The sequence below is a fragment of the Caballeronia insecticola genome (genome assembly GCF_000402035.1).
GTDB classification, from domain to species: Bacteria; Pseudomonadota; Gammaproteobacteria; order Burkholderiales; family Burkholderiaceae; genus Caballeronia; species Caballeronia insecticola.
Genome location: NC_021294.1, coordinates 983097 through 998291, shown reverse-complemented (window position 1 = coordinate 998291; position 15195 = coordinate 983097). Strand labels below are relative to the sequence as shown.

The following is a 15195-nucleotide window of genomic DNA, read 5'->3' as shown; positions in this document are numbered from 1 at the left end:
GGTTTTTATAGGGTGCCGGTGAAGGCGCGGTGTTGGAGGGAGGTGAAGAGGCTGTCTAGGTCCCGCAAGGCCCTCTTGTGAGTATCCTGATTGCGAATCAGTGCGCCAATGCGTTTGGAAAACTCACGTTGCAAGAGCAAGGGTGGCTGTGCAATGGCGATTCCCTGCACTTCGGTAGCATTGATATTGGCCATGCCAATAATGCTCTTGCACATGCCCCTGAGAACATTTTTCGAATACGTTGAATTCAGAAATGCAGAGATATATTCTGGATCGTTGTCCGAGTTCGTGCGAAGGCGAATTAGATATCCCGCATAAGCCATACGCGTGTTTTCTCTAAAGATTCCTGTCTTACCGACTAGATCTCGGCTGTTTGTGCGATTAAAAAGTACGTCGCCAGCCTGAACAAGGTAGCGATCTTGCAAGTTTTCATCCAGATCCATGTACTTTAGATCGGTTAGATCTATCGCGCCTTTTTTTGTAATGTTGTTCATGCGAAGCACAGCAAATTGTCCCTTTTCTGAGGCCTTTTCACTGGTTCCATACGACACGGAACTAAGCAGGTCGCCGATGGTCCGCATAGGCCATCGCTTCGGATTCGTGGCAGGATCACCAAATATATCCAGAAACAGTGACCGTGACAGGCCTTCGAGAATAGCCAAAGCCAAACGTCGCTTGGTGCGCAGCGCATCGGCTTTATCGAGAATCGCGGCGATGCGGCGTTGTTCGGCGAGCGATGGAAGGCTGATGGCAATCCGAGCCACAGTGGCCTTCGACACTTCTTTGAAGGTTGCTCCGTTCCCCAGGCTTTCCAAGAAGACGCGGTTCGCTTTTAACCAGTGAAACAAGAACTTTGAGTCTATTGTGTCCTTCCGGGGAACGAAGCTTTTGAATCCTTGATTTGTAGCCATCGGAACCGTATTGATAGCGACGTGTCCGATAGGAGCCCTGGAACTGAATAGGACAGAATTAACCGGTAGAACTGTAGCCGCGCAGTTTGCCAGGCCTTCATCAGTAAGCTTCCTAGGTGTATCCGAGATCAAGTGGCTGCCGTCGAGGTCGCTCAGATCTTTGGGCGTTGCCCAGCATATATCGCCGCCCCAAAACGCAGCTACTGTCGTGCTAGGCGTTGCGCCCGACACGATTTCGCAACACTCCGACAGGAGAACGCTCTTCCACTTGCTCACTTCAACATCCCCTCAAGCTCCTTCATCCCCGCCTGAATCTCCTCGTTCAGCGCACGCAACTCCGCAAGAATTTGCAAAGGCGGCACGTGCTCGACCGCCTCATGCACCATTTCCTTATACCGATTGATCGACAGGTCATAACCCTGCGCCGCGATATCCGCCTTCGGCACGCAGAAGCTCTGCTCCGTGCGCGCGCGCTCGCGTTCCGTGGTCTCACGCGCATTCCACCGCGCAAGCACATCCGGCAGGTTGTTCTTCTCGTGCTCGGCTTCCGCTAACGACGTCGAAGGCCTAACACCAAGCTTGTCCTCATTCAACAACGGCTGACGCTTGTCATCGAGACTACGTCCATCGGCTCGCATGTCGTAGAACCACACGTGATCCGTACCGCCCGAATTCGTCTTCGTGAAAAGCAGAATCGCGGTGGACACGCCCGCGTATGGCTTAAACACGCCCGAAGGCAAGGAAACGATCGCATCGAGCTTCTGGTCCTCGACGATCATCCGGCGCAACTCCTTATGCGCCTTGCTCGATCCGAACAGCACACCGTCCGGCACGATCACCGCAGCTCGACCGCCTGGCTTGAGCAGCCGCAAGAACAGCGCGAGAAACAGCAGTTCCGTTTTCTTCGTCTTGACGATGCTCAACAGATCCTTCGCCGTGTTCTCATAATCCAGCGAACCTGCAAACGGCGGATTGGCGAGAATCAGCGAAAACTTCTCATCGTCATCCGCGTGGGCCTGTGCGAGCGAATCCCTGTACCGCACATCCGGATTCTCGACACCATGCAACGCCATGTTCATGCTGCCGATTCGCAACATCGTGTTGTCGAAGTCGTAGCCGTGGAACATCCCGTGATGGAAGTGCTCGCGCTCAGCGGCGTCGCGCAGCATTGAAGGGTACTTGTCGCGGAGATATTCGCCCGCTGAAACCAAATATCCACATGTTCCCGACGCTGGGTCGCATATCACGTCCGCCGGCACCGGCGCGGTAAGCTCCACCATCAACTGGATAATATGTCTAGGAGTTCTAAATTGTCCGTTCAAGCCGGCACTGGCAATCTTGCCGAGCATGTATTCGTAGAGATCGCCCTTCGTGTCGCGATCTTCCATCGGGACGTGGTCGAGCATGTCCACGACCTTGGCTAGCAATGCGGGCGTCGGAATGGTGAAGCGCGCGTCGCGCATGTGATGCGCGTAAGTCGAGCCGTCCCCGTTCATGGTGCGCAGAAACGGAAACACGTGCTTGTCGATCAGCGAGAACATGTCCTGCGCGGCGAAGTGCTTGAAGCGTGACCAGCGCATGTCATCGTAGGGCTGTCCGCCGGCATCGCTTCCCTCGGGGAAGATGCGTCGCGTCATCGGCTTCTTCGTGACAGTTGCTTTGCGCTCTTCCAACGTGTGGATGTCATCCAGGCGGCGAAGGAACAGCAAGTAGGTGATTTGCTCCATGACTTCGAGCGGATTCGAAATTCCGCCCGACCAGAAGGCGTTCCAGATGGAATCGATTTGATTGCGAAGGGTGCCAGTGAGCATCTATTTTTAGTTATACGAAATAATTGGGATGAGGCGTGGCGAACGCCAAAGACGGAATTGTTCGCTGAATTTTACTCGAACGATCGTTTGATTTTAACGAACCGTACCGAAGCAACTCAAGCTAGAACCGTCTCCCCCAACTACCCCCGCCCGCGCACCAACTCCCCCAACACCCTCACCGCATCCTCAATCTGCCCCGACCACGGATGTCCAAAGTTCACCCGCACATAGTTCCCATACGCATGCCTCGCGGAGAAGATCGGCCCGGGCGTCACATTGATCCCATGCCCAAGCGCCTCCCGATGCAACTGCATCGCATCGATATGCCCGGCCAGCTTGAGCCATAAAAAATACCCGCCATCCGGCCGCACGAACGACACGTCTTCCGGCAGCCAGCGCGCAATGGCCGCCTCCATCGCGTCACGTTGCGTGAGCAGGGCGCCGCGCAACTTCCGCAGATGCTTGTCGAAGCCGCCGTGCTGAAGAAAATCCGCGATGCCCGCCTGAATCGGGATGCTGGTCGAGATCGTCGTCATCAGCTTGAGGCGGCGCACGTCGTCGGCGAAGCGGCCCGCCGCGACCCAGCCGAGCCGATAACCCGGCGCCAGCGTCTTCGACAGCGACGCGCAATGCATCACGAGCCCCTTCGTATCGAAGGCCTTGGCGGGCGGCGGACGGTCCTGCGCGAAATGCAGTTCGCCATAGACATCGTCTTCGATGAGCGGCACCTCGTGCTTCGCCAGCAACGCGACGAGCGCGCGCTTCTTTTCGATCGACAGCGTCGCGCCCGTCGGATTCTGGAAGTTCGTCATGAACCAGCACGCGCGCACCGGATGCTTGTCGAGGGCTTCGGCGAGTACATCGAGATCGAGACCGTCGCGCGGATCGACGGGAATCTCGATCGCGCGCAAGCCGAGATGTTCGACAGCCTGCAACGCGGCATAGAAGCACGGCGACTCGATCGCGACGACATCGCCCGGCTTCGTCACGGCCATGAGGCTGAGCGTGAGGGCTTCCATTGCGCCGTTCGTGACGATGAGTTCCTCCGCCGGCTGCGCGATGCCCATGCCGATGTAGCGCAGCGCGATCTGCCGACGCAGCGCCTCGTTGCCCGGCGGCATATCGACGACCGTGCTCCATGGATCGAGCATGCGCGTCGCGTGCGCGAGCGACTTCGCGAGACGCTGCAACGGAAACAGCTTCGGCGACGGAAACGCGGAACCGAGCGGCGCGACGTCCGGACGCTTGACCGCATCGAGCACGGAAAAAACGAGGCTACTCACATCGATAGGCGCGGGGTCGGCGAGCGGCGCGGGCGCGGCGGCGGGCGTTTGCGTCGCGAGTGTCGCGAGTGTCGCGAGCATCGCCCCCGGCGCGACGTAATAGCCGGAACGCTCGCGCGCACGAATCAGCCCCCATTCCTCGAGCAGGTAATACGCACGAAAAACTGTCGACTGGCCGACGCCATATTGCGTCGTCAGATGCCGCACCGAAGGCAGGCGCGTGCCGACAGGCAGCCTGCCCGCGCGAATCTCGGCGGCCATCGTGTCGGCAAGAGCTTGGTAGCGCTTCATCGCGTGAGGTGTCTGAAAGACCGCGCACGGCTGCGCGCGGCGCAAAATTGTCTCACACGCCTTTCATCGGAACGGCTGCGGACACAGGGAATATCCGCGCGCCGCCACGCGTTTAATGAGCAAGCGGCTTAATCGTCGCGCGTGATTCCATCGTTCCTTTCGGAGGTATTTCATGAAGCTCGCCAGAATCGCCACAGTCATGCTCGCGTTGTTCGCCGGTCTGCTCGCGGGATGCCAGACCGACGGCGGCACGCAATCGTCGGGCACCACGTCGAGCAGCGGCAGCAGCGGCGGATATTGACCCGCGCCGCTCACAACGCTCAGAACGCTTTTAAAGACGCCACGCCGCTGCCGCCGGGCCTTTCTGCGGCGGCGTTCAGCGCGGCGCTCGATGCGTTCGCGGATGCGCTCGGCCGCGACGCCGTCCTGCCGCCCGATCCCGCCGCCTATCTCGATCCGTTCGCACCCGGCGATGCGCTCGCACACGCGCCGTCGGCCGTCGTGCTGCCGTCGGATGTCGATGGCGTGCGCGCGGCGCTTGCCGTCGCCAATCGTCATCGCGTGCCGCTGTGGACCGTCTCGACCGGCCGCAACTTCGCCTACGGCGGCGCGGCGCCACGCATGCGCGGCGCTGTCGTGCTCGATCTGCGGCGCATGAACCGCATCATCGAGATCGATCAGACGCAAGGTTATGCGCTCGTCGAACCAGGGGTGACCTATTACGACCTGCATCGCGCGCTCGGCACGCCGCGGCGCTTCTGGGTCGATCCGCCCGCAGCGGGCTGGGGCAGCGTGCTCGGCAATACGCTCGAACGCGGCTACGGCACGACGCCCTACGGTGATCACGCGGCGCATCAATGCGGCATGGAAGTGGTGCTTGCCAACGGCGACGTCGTGCGCACCGGCATGGGCGCAATGTCCGCGAGCCGCGAATGGCAAGTGTTCAAGGGCGGCTTCGGGCCGTCGTATGACGGCTTGTTCATGCAGTCGAACTTCGGCGTCGTCACCAAGCTCGGCATCTGGCTGATGCCCGCGCCCGAGGGCTACATGATCTGTCGCTACGCGTTCGCGCGCGAGGACGATCTCGAACGTATCGTCGATACGCTGCGTCCGCTCAGAATGGACGGCACGATTCAGAGCAACGCGGTGATCGAGAGCGCGGTGCGCTGGGCGGCGGGCGTCTCCACGCGCAAGCAATGGTACGACGGCGACGGCGCCATGCCCGATGTCGCCATCGACGCGATGGCGCGCAAGATCGGCATCGGCCGCTGGAACCTGCGCTTCTGCCTGTACGGACCGCCGTCGCTCGTGCGCGCGCGGCGCGATATCGTGCACGCGCGTTTCGCGGACATCGCGGGCGCGACGTTGTTCGAGATGCCGTATCGCGATGCTTCGGTGGAACCGGAAGGCGGCGGCGATCGCGCGCAAGTCGGCATTCCGGGCCTCGAAGCGTTCAACTTGCTCAACTGGCGCGGCGGTTCGGGCGCGCATGTGGATTTCTCGCCGATCTGTCCGCCGCTCGGACGCGATGCCGCGAAGCAAGTCCGCATGGTGCGCGAACGTGCCGCGCAATACGGCTTCGATTACTACGGCGGCTTCACGGTGGGCGAGCGCGCGATGCATCACATCTTCGCGGCGATCTTCGACCGCGACGATCCGCAGCAATCGCGCGATGCCGGCATGCTGATCGACACGCTGATCCGCGATGCGGGCGCGGCAGGTTACGGACAATATCGAACGCATCTGGCGTTCATGGACCTCGCCGCCGCTCAATACGATTTCAACGATCACGCGCTGATGCGGCTCTCGGACACGATCAAGTCCGCGCTCGATCCTAACGGCGTGCTGTCGCCGGGCAAGCAGGGCATCTGGCCGAAGCGTATCGACGGGGAAGGGCGATGAATCTCTCGCGGCGTGCGTTTCTGATCGCGACGGGCGCGGCAGGGCTGTCACGGCCTGCCTTTGGCAAAGCTGCGCTGCCGCAGCGGACGTGGGTCATCGACGAAAATCTGCCGCAGAGCCGCGTGCTGATTGCGCGCGCGCGTTTCGCGGATGCGCGGATCGTTTCCCTGTCCGGCGATGCGGGCTGGCTCTGGTTCGAGCGATTGTCGTTCGAGGCGATATCGATGTCGCAAGGGCTAAGCGGCCTCACGTGCAGCGCCGATGCATTCGTGTTGACGCAACTGGCCGCGGGCATCGGCATGCGCGCGACGCAACATCGGCTGGACGCGTACGCGGTGCTCTGGACGCTTGAACGCTAGAATGACGCGTTTCCCCGCGTTTTCACCGCGTTTCACTATCGCCGCACATGGACGCCAAGCACACTCGCACGATCACCGACTGGCACGCCCACGTCTATTTCGATGTCGAAAGCCGCGACGCCGCCTGGCATCTGCGCATGGTGATCGAGCATCGTTTCGCAGACCTGCTGCAAAGCGGCGCTCTGCGGCTGGGCCGCTTTCACGAACGGCCGGTCGGGCCGCATCCGCTGTGGTCGTTTCAACTAGGGTTCGGCAGCGAACTGCTCGCGCCAATGCTCGAATGGCTGACGCTCAATCACGGCGCGCTCGATGTCTTCATGCACCCGAACACCGGCGACGCATTGCGCGATCATCGCGATTCGGCGGTGTGGATCGGCCGCTCGTATGAGCTGTCGCTCAAGACGCTGGGCGGCTGAAGCGTCGGTTCGACCGGCGCACAAAAAAGGCGGAGCCAGTCCGCCTTTTTCTATACGACACGCGCGACCTTACTTCTTGGTGCTTGCCGTTTTCGGCGACGCAGCGCGCACGGCCGTGGTGCTCGCGACGGTGGCGTCGTTTTGCGCGGCTTCGACCACCTGACGCGCGGCCTTCTTCGCAGCTTCGTACGCCGAGTTGGCGGATTCCGTTGCGGCGTCGATGGCGGTTTTCCACGCGCTCACCACGGCTTCGCTGCCCACCGGCGCGCTGCTCGCGACGCTGTTGACGAACGCCTGCACATTGCGCTGCGATTTCTCGATCTGATCCTGCGCCGCTTCGAGATAGCCGCCGCGCACGCCCGCGACGATCTCATAAACGTTCGTCCAATACGCCTGCACGCGTTGCGCGCTGCTCTGCACGTGCTGGTTCTGAAGCGCGAAGAATTCCTGCGGATCGCGCACCGACAGCGATTTGGCGACGAGCGCCTGATGCTCGTCAAGCGCCGTCCGGGCCGTGCGCACGTTGAGATCGACCAGTTTCTCGAAGCTCGACACAGTTTGTGTGGCGAGACTGAAGGTCGTGTCGACGCCCGCCTTTTGCGAAGCAATTACATTTTCCGGCGCAAGACTGCTCATGCTCGACTCCATTTGAAGTTGCCAATTGAATACACGTTGGATTTGTGCAGTGCAGCGAACGACTTATTTTAGAGGAAGCGCGTGGAGTGTCAATTACGTTTTCCCCGCTTGACTTTAAACCATGCAGCCAAGTCGCCAAAATAACGGTGTGAAGTCAATAAATAAGCAGGCTTATTAAGGCATTAGCAGTTTGATCACACATCACATAATCGTCGGCGCGCGATGTATTGAGAGCAATATTTCACCTGATGTAATAATGATCACAGGGTAAAGGACGAACGACCGTTCATTTTTGCATTCTGTCGCTTAACAAGCGAGCGTTTGCGCGTAAACCCCTAAGCCGAATCTTACGGAATGCGTTGTTTCCCCACTTGACGCATTGATGCGCTAATTGGAAGAATCTCGCACTGCAACACGCGTTGAGGCTGGTAATACGGGGTCACCGTTCATTGGTATTTTCTGTCACTGCCCCGTCATCGTGAATGCGTACGATCCACTTCGCGCGAATTAGCCGGCGCTGAACGGCATAAATATAAATCGAGAGAATTGAAGAAAATGGGGCGACATTCCCAAACCATCGGACACCTTGAACGTAGTCACGAAGACAACGCTTTGCGGCGCGCAATGGCCGCACGACTCGACCGCGCTTTGCAAAAAGCCAATGTCAGTTCCGCAAAAGCCGCCGGCTGGCTCGACGTGAGCGAGCACGACGTACAGTTCTGGCGACGCGGCATCACGGTTCCGCCGCTCGCGGCATTCAACCGCATCGCGAAAGTGCTCGACCTCGACGTGCACTGGCTCTGCACAGGTCAGGCGCAGCACGCGGCGACCGTCAACTGAGGCTCGCGCTCAGGCCTGCGTAGTCGGCGCCTGACGCCCATGCAGCAGCACCGTGCCGATGCCGCTCGCGGCGATCACACACATGCCGATCGCCATCCAGGTGTCCGGCGCCTGCCCGAACAGCAGCCAGCTAAACAGCGATGCGAACGCGAGCTGTCCGTACGAGAAGGGCGTGAGCAAGGCGAGCGGCGCGCGCCGCAACGCCTGGAGCATGAGCAGTTGACCGCCCGTCGCCATGGTCGCCATGAACGCGACGAGCAGCCAGCTCGTCGCCTTCACGCTCGCGATCGCCGGCAGGGTTTCAGCCTGATCCATCCAAACGAGCACGCACAGAACGATTGTCGCGACGAGCGCGGTCAGGAAGTTGGTGGTGATCGCGTCGTCGACGCGTGAAAGGTGGCTCGATACGACCTGGAAGCATGCAAATGTGGTCGCCGCCGCGATCGGATAGATAACCGTCCAGCTGAACTGACTGCCGCCCGGACGCACGACGAGCAGCATGCCGATGAATCCGAGCACGACCATCGCCCATTTGCTGCGCGGGACGTCGTCTTTCAGCACGAGTGCTGCGAGCAGCGTGGAAATGAGCGGCCCGAGCATGGCAAGCGACGTAGTCACCGGCAGTGGCAAATGCCGCAGGCCTGCAAACGTGCAGGCCGAATTCGTGAGCAGCAACACCGCGCGCACGATCTGCAACTTCACGCTGTCCGTGCGGAATAGCCCGAACGCGCCGCGCCGCGCTTGCCACACGCCCAGCACGATCATCTGAAACAGGTAGCGCACCCAGAGCAGCGCCAGCAGGGGAACCGCCGCGCCGATCACCTTGACCGTCGAATCGCTCGCGGCGAAGGTGGCCGTCGTCAGGATCATGATGGCGATGCCAGCGCCGGTGTTATCGGTACCAATTCGGTAGCCCGTCTTGCCCTCTAGGGTTGCCATCGTGTTTCCGTGGGTTCGCCGCCGACGACGGCCACGCGTCCGTTCATGACGCGCATAACTGACGATAGGGTTAAGAGGCGGCTTTTTATGCCGCTGCTTCAATTCTCCCGACATCGGAAAACGATGGCAAGGCAGTAGTAAAGTTCTTTGCAATCGTGTTGTGCTCAGGTCACTTCCATTAAAATGAACTAGACGGTTCGTCCAAATTGGCGTGGGCGGAATTCGGCGTCGTTGCGCGTGTGCGTGCACTCAGACCGCGATTGTTTCATCGCAAAGCTTTGCCATCGGCACTTCGCCGCCTACACTTAAAGTAGTTTCTCAACTGCTTCGAAGGAGGCGACGATGAGAACGAGGACACGCGAAGTCGTGCGTATGCTCGCCACGCTCCGGCATTCGGCACATTGTCGGCGCTTGCGCGCCGCCGCAGCGGCGCAGGCCGCGCGCGATCTGTCCAATGAGGAAGCGGGCGACGAAACTCAGGACGACGACGAGTGCGCCGGAACGTCCGCTGCCACAACCCGCTCGCGTTCCGACATGCATTGAAGATCGGCAGCGCACGCGCGTTCAGATTCGCGACGGATTCCTGAACGGCGAGAAGCGCCAATGGCCGCTCGCGTCCTTCACCGCGATTGCGCCGTGCTCGTGCAGCATGTCACCGACGGCACCGGGCTTGATGTCATCGGTCATGCGGATGACGAGCAAGGTTCGCTGCGGCGTGGCGTCGTTGTCGGCTACGTCTGTTGCGGGCGAAGGTTCCCGTAGCGGTTCGCTCGGCGTGAAGCGGTTGCGCGCAATCACGCCCTGATGCTCGCCATGCGCGGCATATTCGGCATCGTCTTCGTCGTGAACGGGCGGCAGCAGCGCATCGATATCGACTTCGCCGCGTCCCGCCCGGTACAGATGCGCATCGTCACGCCGCAAGCCCGCAAGCTGTAACGCCCGCAGTGCCTCGTGTCCATCCCGATACGAGCTGAATACGCCCACTATGACCTGGTTCATCGTCGCCCTCCCTGGTTCGCCCATGCATCGCGAACCGTGCAACTGATGGCTGAATACGCGGTGTTTGTCCGGCTCTCCGCGCTTTTTTAATCTTCAGATGAACTGCAGCAACGCACGTTCCCGCATGACGGTGCTGAAAGGCCTGACTCGAAGCGGATCGTGCATCACCGGGTTGCGACCCCAACGCCAATCACCTAAAGTGACTTAGCTTCTCTTCCAATCCGCGCGTGAAGCGCCGCCACTCGGCGAGGTTCGAATGACGACAAAAGCGTGCGCTTTCATGTTGATGTTGGCGGCGGGCTCTGCGACGGCGGCGCCGTGCTATAGCGATGGCGATGTCGTCACGCTCGAAGGCACGGCCACGCGACAGGCGCCGCACGAGGCGGACGCGGCCACGAAACCGGCGTGGGTGTTGACGCTATCGGGCCCGGTCTGCGTGCTGAGCGCGGGCACGGGACAAGGCGCGCGACAGCAATCGACGGTATCGGCGGTGCAGATCATCGACGCTACGCCAACGGAGAACGCCCGCATCCAGTTGACGGGCAAGCTCGTCACCGGCAACGTCAGCGGTTACTACGCCGTGCCCACGGCAATCTGGGTGCTCAAGGAGCGCGTGCTGTCGGGCCAATAGCGTCGACTTGCGCGGAAATCCTCAGGCTGCTTTTGCGTGCGCCTGATATCGCCAGAATTCGGCGACCACCAGATGCAGCGGTTGCTGATCGAGTTTGCGCTCTTCGGCGAAACGCAGGATGGCATCGAGTTGCTGGCCGCTGCAACGGAACGCCTGGCGGCGTGTTGCCGTCTTGTCTTTCTTGTTCGTGTTCATGGCAATCCTTTTTCTAAGGACCTTCCCCCGACAGGGCAGGATCGTTCGACGGGGCGACCCGTGCGTGCGCGCTGCCTTCTGCTTCGCATTAAGCCGCAGCGGCCGCGCCGCCACTGGCTGATAGCGCACATAGCCGCCAGGACGCTTTCCAATAGCGCAATGCGCGGGCCTGAGTGCGCGCGGGCGTGCGCCGCCGCACATCGAAGTGACCTTGCGACGATGGAATAAACCTTACGGCTTTGTCGTTTAGTAGAAAGGAATCCGCACCGGATTGCCGGGCGGGTGAGAGGAGACCAAGCCGTGAGCGCCAATCAACACGCGCAGGAAGAACTCGCACATATCGGGCGGATGATCGCCGAGCTTGCGCGCGTCGCGACGGGCGAAGGCCGCGTGCCGGCGCGTCACGCCGTCATGCGGCCGGAATATTGGCGACGACGCATCGATGCTTTGATCGATGCATCGACGAACGAGCCGCTGCGGCGCGATGCCGCCGCGCTGCGCGAGCGTCTGACCGATGCCTTCGATCACGCTAAACGAATCACGGGGCCTTCGGGAGAAACGATGCAGGAGACCGGCAGCAGAAAACGAAACGAAACGGCGTGAGGTGTCGTTCGCGGCGCGTGCCGATGATCGACACGCGCCGCGGCGACGTCACGCTGCCTGTTCGACGGGCGTCACTTCGATATCGAGCTTCTGCGCGCCGCGCAGCACCGCGACTTGCACCGGCCGATCGATGCGCGATGCATCCAGCGTGCGTTGCAGGCCATCCACGCTGTCGATGGCCACGCCATCCACCGAGACGATCCGATCGCCCACCGCGAGCCCGCCCGTCGCGGCGGGGCTGCCTTTCACGATCTCCATCACATGCACGCCGCTCGCCGACGCGAGTCCGAAGAAGCGCTGCACGCGCCGCGATATCGGCGTGGTCGTGCCCGCTACGCCGATATACGCGCGCCGCACGCGCCCGTACGCGAAGATCTGCATGATGACCCACTTGGCCGTGTCGATGGCGGTGGCGAACGAGATTGCCTGCGCGCCCGCGATGATCGCCGTGTTGACGCCGATCACGTGTCCCGCCGAATTGATGAGCGGGCCGCCCGAGTTGCCGGGATTGAGCGCGGCATCGGTCTGAATCACGTCGTAGATCATGCGGCCCGACGTTGAGCGCAAAGAGCGGCCAAGCGCGGACACGACGCCTGTGGTGACGGTTTGCGCAAGCCCGAGCGGATTGCCGACCGCGATTGCGATCTGCCCGACGCGCAGGCTGCCCGAATCGCCCAGTTCGACGTGCGGCAGCGGCTCCGGCGAACCGATGCGCAGCACCGCGAGATCGCTCGCGGGATCGTCGCCGACGAGATCGGCATCGAAACGCGTGCCGTCGGCGAGCGTCACGACGATATGCGTTGCGCCATGCACGACGTGGCTATTCGTCAGCAGATAGCCGTCGGGCGTGAAGATGAAACCCGAGCCCGTGCCGCCGACATTGCGGCGCGCGCCGTGTTGATCGGCGAGCTGGCGCTCGACTGAAATGAAAACCACCGCCTGCTGCACGCGTTCGAGCGCGCCGATGACCGTGCGCGAATAGGCGTCGAGCAGCGCGGTATCGTCGAGTGAGGCGGAGGGCGCGGCGTCCTGCGCGACGCGCGCAAGATCGTCGATGAATTGAGGCCGGCTTCCCATGTGAGTGTGACTCCAGATGTCTGGAAGCCGACATGCGGGCCGCCCGCGCCGATTTCAAGAGATAGTTGCATCTGCAAGTAGTTTCATCGGCCCGCGAGATTCGACGATGCCGCGTTGCACGTCGTCGCGCACGAAGAGCGAACCCGCGAAGCCGAGCGCATTCACGGCGACGCCCTCGACATGCGACACACGTCGCGGCACCGCGAGCATCCAGCGGCGCGTGACGAGCAGGTTGTAAGGCGCGCTCTGATGCGCAACGCCCGCGACATCGAGCGGCTCGATGCCGATCGCGTTCAGCAACTGCAGATAAGTTGCGTGCGCGTTCTTCGCGTCGTTATCGCGGTGATCGCGGTGATCGCGGTCATCGCGGTCGAGCCATGCCGCTGCATGCGTGAACGCGAGCTGCGGCGCGCGAAACACGCCGCTCGTGCGCGCCGCTTCGATGCACGGCTCGATCGGCAGCGCAGGCGATGCATCGGCGTCGAGCGGCAGCGGCACGATCTGCAGATGCTTGTGCGGCTGGCTCGATCCGGCGACCTCGCCGCCGTTGTAGAAGCCGAGTCCTTCGAAACGATCGAGGCAGGCGAACAGCGCGGCGAAATCGTCCGCGTTGATGAGCGACTCCTGCGGTTCGAAGTCTGTTGTCACGACGAGCAGATGATGCGCGAGCACGTTGAACTTGTTGAGCAACAGGAAGTGCCGTTCGCCGATATCGCCGACACGCAACGACTCCTCGCACGGCGAGAACGGATCGCGCCATGTGCTCGCCGCATCCGCCGTGGTTTTTGCAGCGAGCTTCGACGCTTCCTCTTTGCGTGCGAGATTGGCCGCCTGCCGCACGAGAAAGCGCACGCCGCTATCTTCGATCACGCGCTGCACCGTTTCGAAAGAACGCAGCGCGCCGCATGCGAGCGCGCGTTCCGTTTGCGTCACGACCTCTCGCCACGCAGGGCAATTCATGTGCGCCATGCTTCGCCCTTGCCGAATTCGAAACGTTCGAGCGATGCAGCATGCATTTCGATGCTGTAGCCGGACGCTTGCGGCGGCATATAGCGGCCATTCCTGATGACGACCGGATCGAGAAAATGCTCGTGAAGATGATCGACGTATTCGAGCACGCGGTTATCGAGCGACCCCGACACGCAGATGTAATCGAACAGCGAAATATGCTGCACGTATTCGCACAAGCCGACGCCGCCCGCGTGCGGACAGACCGGCACGCCGAACTTCGCGGCCATCAGCAAAACGATCAGCACTTCGTTGAGGCCGCCGAGACGGCAACTGTCGATCTGACAGAAGTCGATTGCTTCGGCTTGCAGCAGTTGCTTGAAGATGACGCGGTTCTGGCAGTGCTCGCCGGTGGCAACGCCGATCAACGGCGCGAGACGCTTGCGGATGGCGGCGTGACCGAGCACGTCGTCGGGGCTCGTCGGTTCTTCGATCCACCACGGATCGAACTCGGCGAGACGGCGCATGTTCGCGATCGCTTCATCGACTTCCCAGACCTGATTCGCGTCCATCATGAGTTTGCGCTCGGGGCCGATCTCCTCGCGCAGAATGCGCGCGCGCCGGATATCTTCTTCGAGATTGCCGCCCACCTTCTGCTTGAAATGCGTCCAGCCCGCTGCAACGCCTTCGCGCGCAAGACGGCGGATCTTGTCGTCGTCGTAGCCGAGCCAGCCCGCCGATGTCGTGTAGCCGGGAAAGCCGTTCGCGAGCATTTCCTTCTCGCGTTCGCCGCGCGTGCCTTGCAGACGCGTGAGCAAAGCAACGGCCTCGGATGGCGTGATGGCGTCGGTCACATAACGGAAGTCGAGACAGCGCACCAGTTCTTCCGGACTCATGTCGACGAGCAGTTTCCACACGGGCTTCTTTTCGAGCTTCGCCCACAGATCCCACACCGCGTTGACGACAGCCGCCGTCGCGAGATGGATGACGCCTTTCTCCGGACCGATCCAGCGCAGTTGACTGTCGGATGTGAACGCGCGCCAGAAGCCGCCCATATTCGCCGCGATGTCCTCGATCTTCTTGCCAACGACGAGCGGCGCGAGCGCCTCGACCGCCGCGACCACGACTTCCGTGCCGCGCCCGATCGTGAAAGTGAGGCCGTGACCCGCCAGGCCGGGCGTATCGGTTTCGAGTACCACGTACGCTGCCGAATAGTCGGGCGCGGCGTTCATCGCGTCGGAGCCGTCGAGCGAGCGCGAAGTGGGAAAGCGGATATCGCGCACGGAGAGCTTCGTGATGCTGGGCATGTTCATCTCCTCGGATGAGTGGCGTGACGGCATGGAAAAGGGTTTAT

Annotated in this window: 18 protein-coding genes; 8 read left to right on the top strand and 10 right to left on the bottom strand. The window is 61.5% G+C overall.

Annotated elements, in window-relative coordinates; translation table 11 throughout:
• Nucleotides 1-5: 5 nt before the first annotated feature.
• The 3 genes from BRPE64_RS18760 to BRPE64_RS18750 all read right to left on the bottom strand — a co-directional run bounded on the left by BRPE64_RS18760 (nucleotide 6) and on the right by BRPE64_RS18750 (nucleotide 4296).
• The gene (locus BRPE64_RS18760; protein ID WP_232519263.1) at nucleotides 6-1142 is read right to left on the bottom strand and encodes a restriction endonuclease subunit S; all 1137 of its coding nucleotides are present in this window, start codon (nucleotides 1140-1142) and stop codon (nucleotides 6-8) included.
• A 41-nt stretch (nucleotides 1143-1183) separates the two neighbouring features.
• Nucleotides 1184-2722, bottom strand: a complete 1539-nt coding sequence (locus tag BRPE64_RS18755; RefSeq protein WP_016355092.1) for a type I restriction-modification system subunit M — start codon at nucleotides 2720-2722, stop codon at nucleotides 1184-1186.
• 140 nt (nucleotides 2723-2862) lie between these two features.
• Nucleotides 2863-4296 (bottom strand): aminotransferase-like domain-containing protein, encoded by a 1434-nt coding sequence (locus BRPE64_RS18750; protein WP_044042472.1) that lies wholly within the window; start codon nucleotides 4294-4296, stop codon nucleotides 2863-2865.
• 172 nt (nucleotides 4297-4468) lie between these two features.
• On the opposite strand from BRPE64_RS18750, the gene BRPE64_RS33945 reads away from it, so the two are divergent.
• From BRPE64_RS33945 to BRPE64_RS18735, 4 genes are read left to right on the top strand one after another with little or no spacing between them, the layout of a single operon-like run.
• Nucleotides 4469-4597, top strand: a complete 129-nt coding sequence (locus BRPE64_RS33945; RefSeq protein WP_269765228.1) for a hypothetical protein — start codon at nucleotides 4469-4471, stop codon at nucleotides 4595-4597.
• Nucleotides 4594-6198, top strand: a complete 1605-nt coding sequence (locus BRPE64_RS18745; protein ID WP_016355089.1) for an FAD-binding oxidoreductase — start codon at nucleotides 4594-4596, stop codon at nucleotides 6196-6198. Before BRPE64_RS33945 ends, BRPE64_RS18745 begins: the two co-directional genes overlap by 4 nt.
• The gene (locus BRPE64_RS18740; protein ID WP_016355088.1) at nucleotides 6195-6557 is read left to right on the top strand and encodes a hypothetical protein; all 363 of its coding nucleotides are present in this window, start codon (nucleotides 6195-6197) and stop codon (nucleotides 6555-6557) included. The genes BRPE64_RS18745 and BRPE64_RS18740 overlap by 4 nt, the downstream gene beginning before the upstream one ends.
• A 47-nt stretch (nucleotides 6558-6604) precedes the next feature.
• Complete coding sequence (locus tag BRPE64_RS18735; protein WP_016355087.1) at nucleotides 6605-6973, top strand: DOPA 4,5-dioxygenase family protein; 369 nt, start codon at nucleotides 6605-6607, stop codon at nucleotides 6971-6973.
• A 69-nt stretch (nucleotides 6974-7042) separates the two neighbouring features.
• On the opposite strand, the gene BRPE64_RS18730 is transcribed toward BRPE64_RS18735, so the two are convergent.
• Nucleotides 7043-7609: a phasin family protein gene (locus BRPE64_RS18730; RefSeq protein ID WP_044042770.1), complete on the bottom strand. Its 567-nt coding sequence runs from the start codon at nucleotides 7607-7609 to the stop codon at nucleotides 7043-7045.
• A gap of 624 nt (nucleotides 7610-8233) precedes the next feature.
• Here BRPE64_RS18730 and BRPE64_RS18725 point away from each other — a divergent pair.
• Nucleotides 8234-8449 carry a helix-turn-helix domain-containing protein gene (locus BRPE64_RS18725; RefSeq protein ID WP_016355085.1) on the top strand — a complete coding sequence of 72 codons (216 nt, stop codon included), beginning with the start codon at nucleotides 8234-8236 and terminating at the stop codon, nucleotides 8447-8449.
• A gap of 9 nt (nucleotides 8450-8458) precedes the next feature.
• Here BRPE64_RS18725 and BRPE64_RS18720 read toward each other — a convergent pair whose 3' ends face one another.
• Nucleotides 8459-9388: a DMT family transporter gene (locus tag BRPE64_RS18720; RefSeq protein ID WP_044042468.1), complete on the bottom strand. Its 930-nt coding sequence runs from the start codon at nucleotides 9386-9388 to the stop codon at nucleotides 8459-8461.
• A gap of 342 nt (nucleotides 9389-9730) precedes the next feature.
• Here BRPE64_RS18720 and BRPE64_RS18715 point away from each other — a divergent pair, with 342 nt between their 5' ends.
• Nucleotides 9731-9931, top strand: a complete 201-nt coding sequence (locus tag BRPE64_RS18715; RefSeq protein WP_044042467.1) for a hypothetical protein — start codon at nucleotides 9731-9733, stop codon at nucleotides 9929-9931.
• Nucleotides 9932-9952: 21 nt separating this feature from the next.
• Here the strand turns inward: BRPE64_RS18715 and BRPE64_RS18710 are convergent, their stop codons facing one another.
• Entirely contained in the window at nucleotides 9953-10387 is a 435-nt protein-coding gene (locus BRPE64_RS18710) for a hypothetical protein (RefSeq protein ID WP_044042466.1), read from the bottom strand.
• 256 nt (nucleotides 10388-10643) lie between these two features.
• On the opposite strand from BRPE64_RS18710, the gene BRPE64_RS18705 reads away from it, so the two are divergent.
• Entirely contained in the window at nucleotides 10644-11018 is a 375-nt protein-coding gene (locus tag BRPE64_RS18705) for a hypothetical protein (RefSeq protein ID WP_173405468.1), read from the top strand.
• A gap of 21 nt (nucleotides 11019-11039) precedes the next feature.
• Here the strand turns inward: BRPE64_RS18705 and BRPE64_RS33240 are convergent, their stop codons facing one another.
• Entirely contained in the window at nucleotides 11040-11213 is a 174-nt protein-coding gene (locus BRPE64_RS33240) for a hypothetical protein (protein ID WP_016355080.1), read from the bottom strand.
• Between the two features lie 300 nt (nucleotides 11214-11513).
• Here BRPE64_RS33240 and BRPE64_RS18700 point away from each other — a divergent pair, with 300 nt between their 5' ends.
• Nucleotides 11514-11816, top strand: a complete 303-nt coding sequence (locus tag BRPE64_RS18700; RefSeq protein ID WP_016355079.1) for a hypothetical protein — start codon at nucleotides 11514-11516, stop codon at nucleotides 11814-11816.
• Nucleotides 11817-11864: 48 nt separating this feature from the next.
• On the opposite strand, the gene BRPE64_RS18695 is transcribed toward BRPE64_RS18700, so the two are convergent.
• Genes BRPE64_RS18695 through BRPE64_RS18685 form a run of 3 tightly spaced genes read right to left on the bottom strand, consistent with a single transcriptional unit; the run spans nucleotide 11865 to nucleotide 15148 of the window.
• Nucleotides 11865-12893 carry a S1C family serine protease gene (locus tag BRPE64_RS18695; RefSeq protein ID WP_016355078.1) on the bottom strand — a complete coding sequence of 343 codons (1029 nt, stop codon included), beginning with the start codon at nucleotides 12891-12893 and terminating at the stop codon, nucleotides 11865-11867.
• A gap of 54 nt (nucleotides 12894-12947) precedes the next feature.
• Nucleotides 12948-13862 carry an ATP adenylyltransferase family protein gene (locus BRPE64_RS18690; RefSeq protein ID WP_051180466.1) on the bottom strand — a complete coding sequence of 305 codons (915 nt, stop codon included), beginning with the start codon at nucleotides 13860-13862 and terminating at the stop codon, nucleotides 12948-12950.
• On the bottom strand, nucleotides 13850-15148 hold the full coding sequence (locus BRPE64_RS18685) for an L-fuconate dehydratase (protein ID WP_044042768.1): 1299 nt from the start codon (nucleotides 15146-15148) through the stop codon (nucleotides 13850-13852). The genes BRPE64_RS18690 and BRPE64_RS18685 overlap by 13 nt, the downstream gene beginning before the upstream one ends.
• Nucleotides 15149-15195 lie beyond the last annotated feature (47 nt).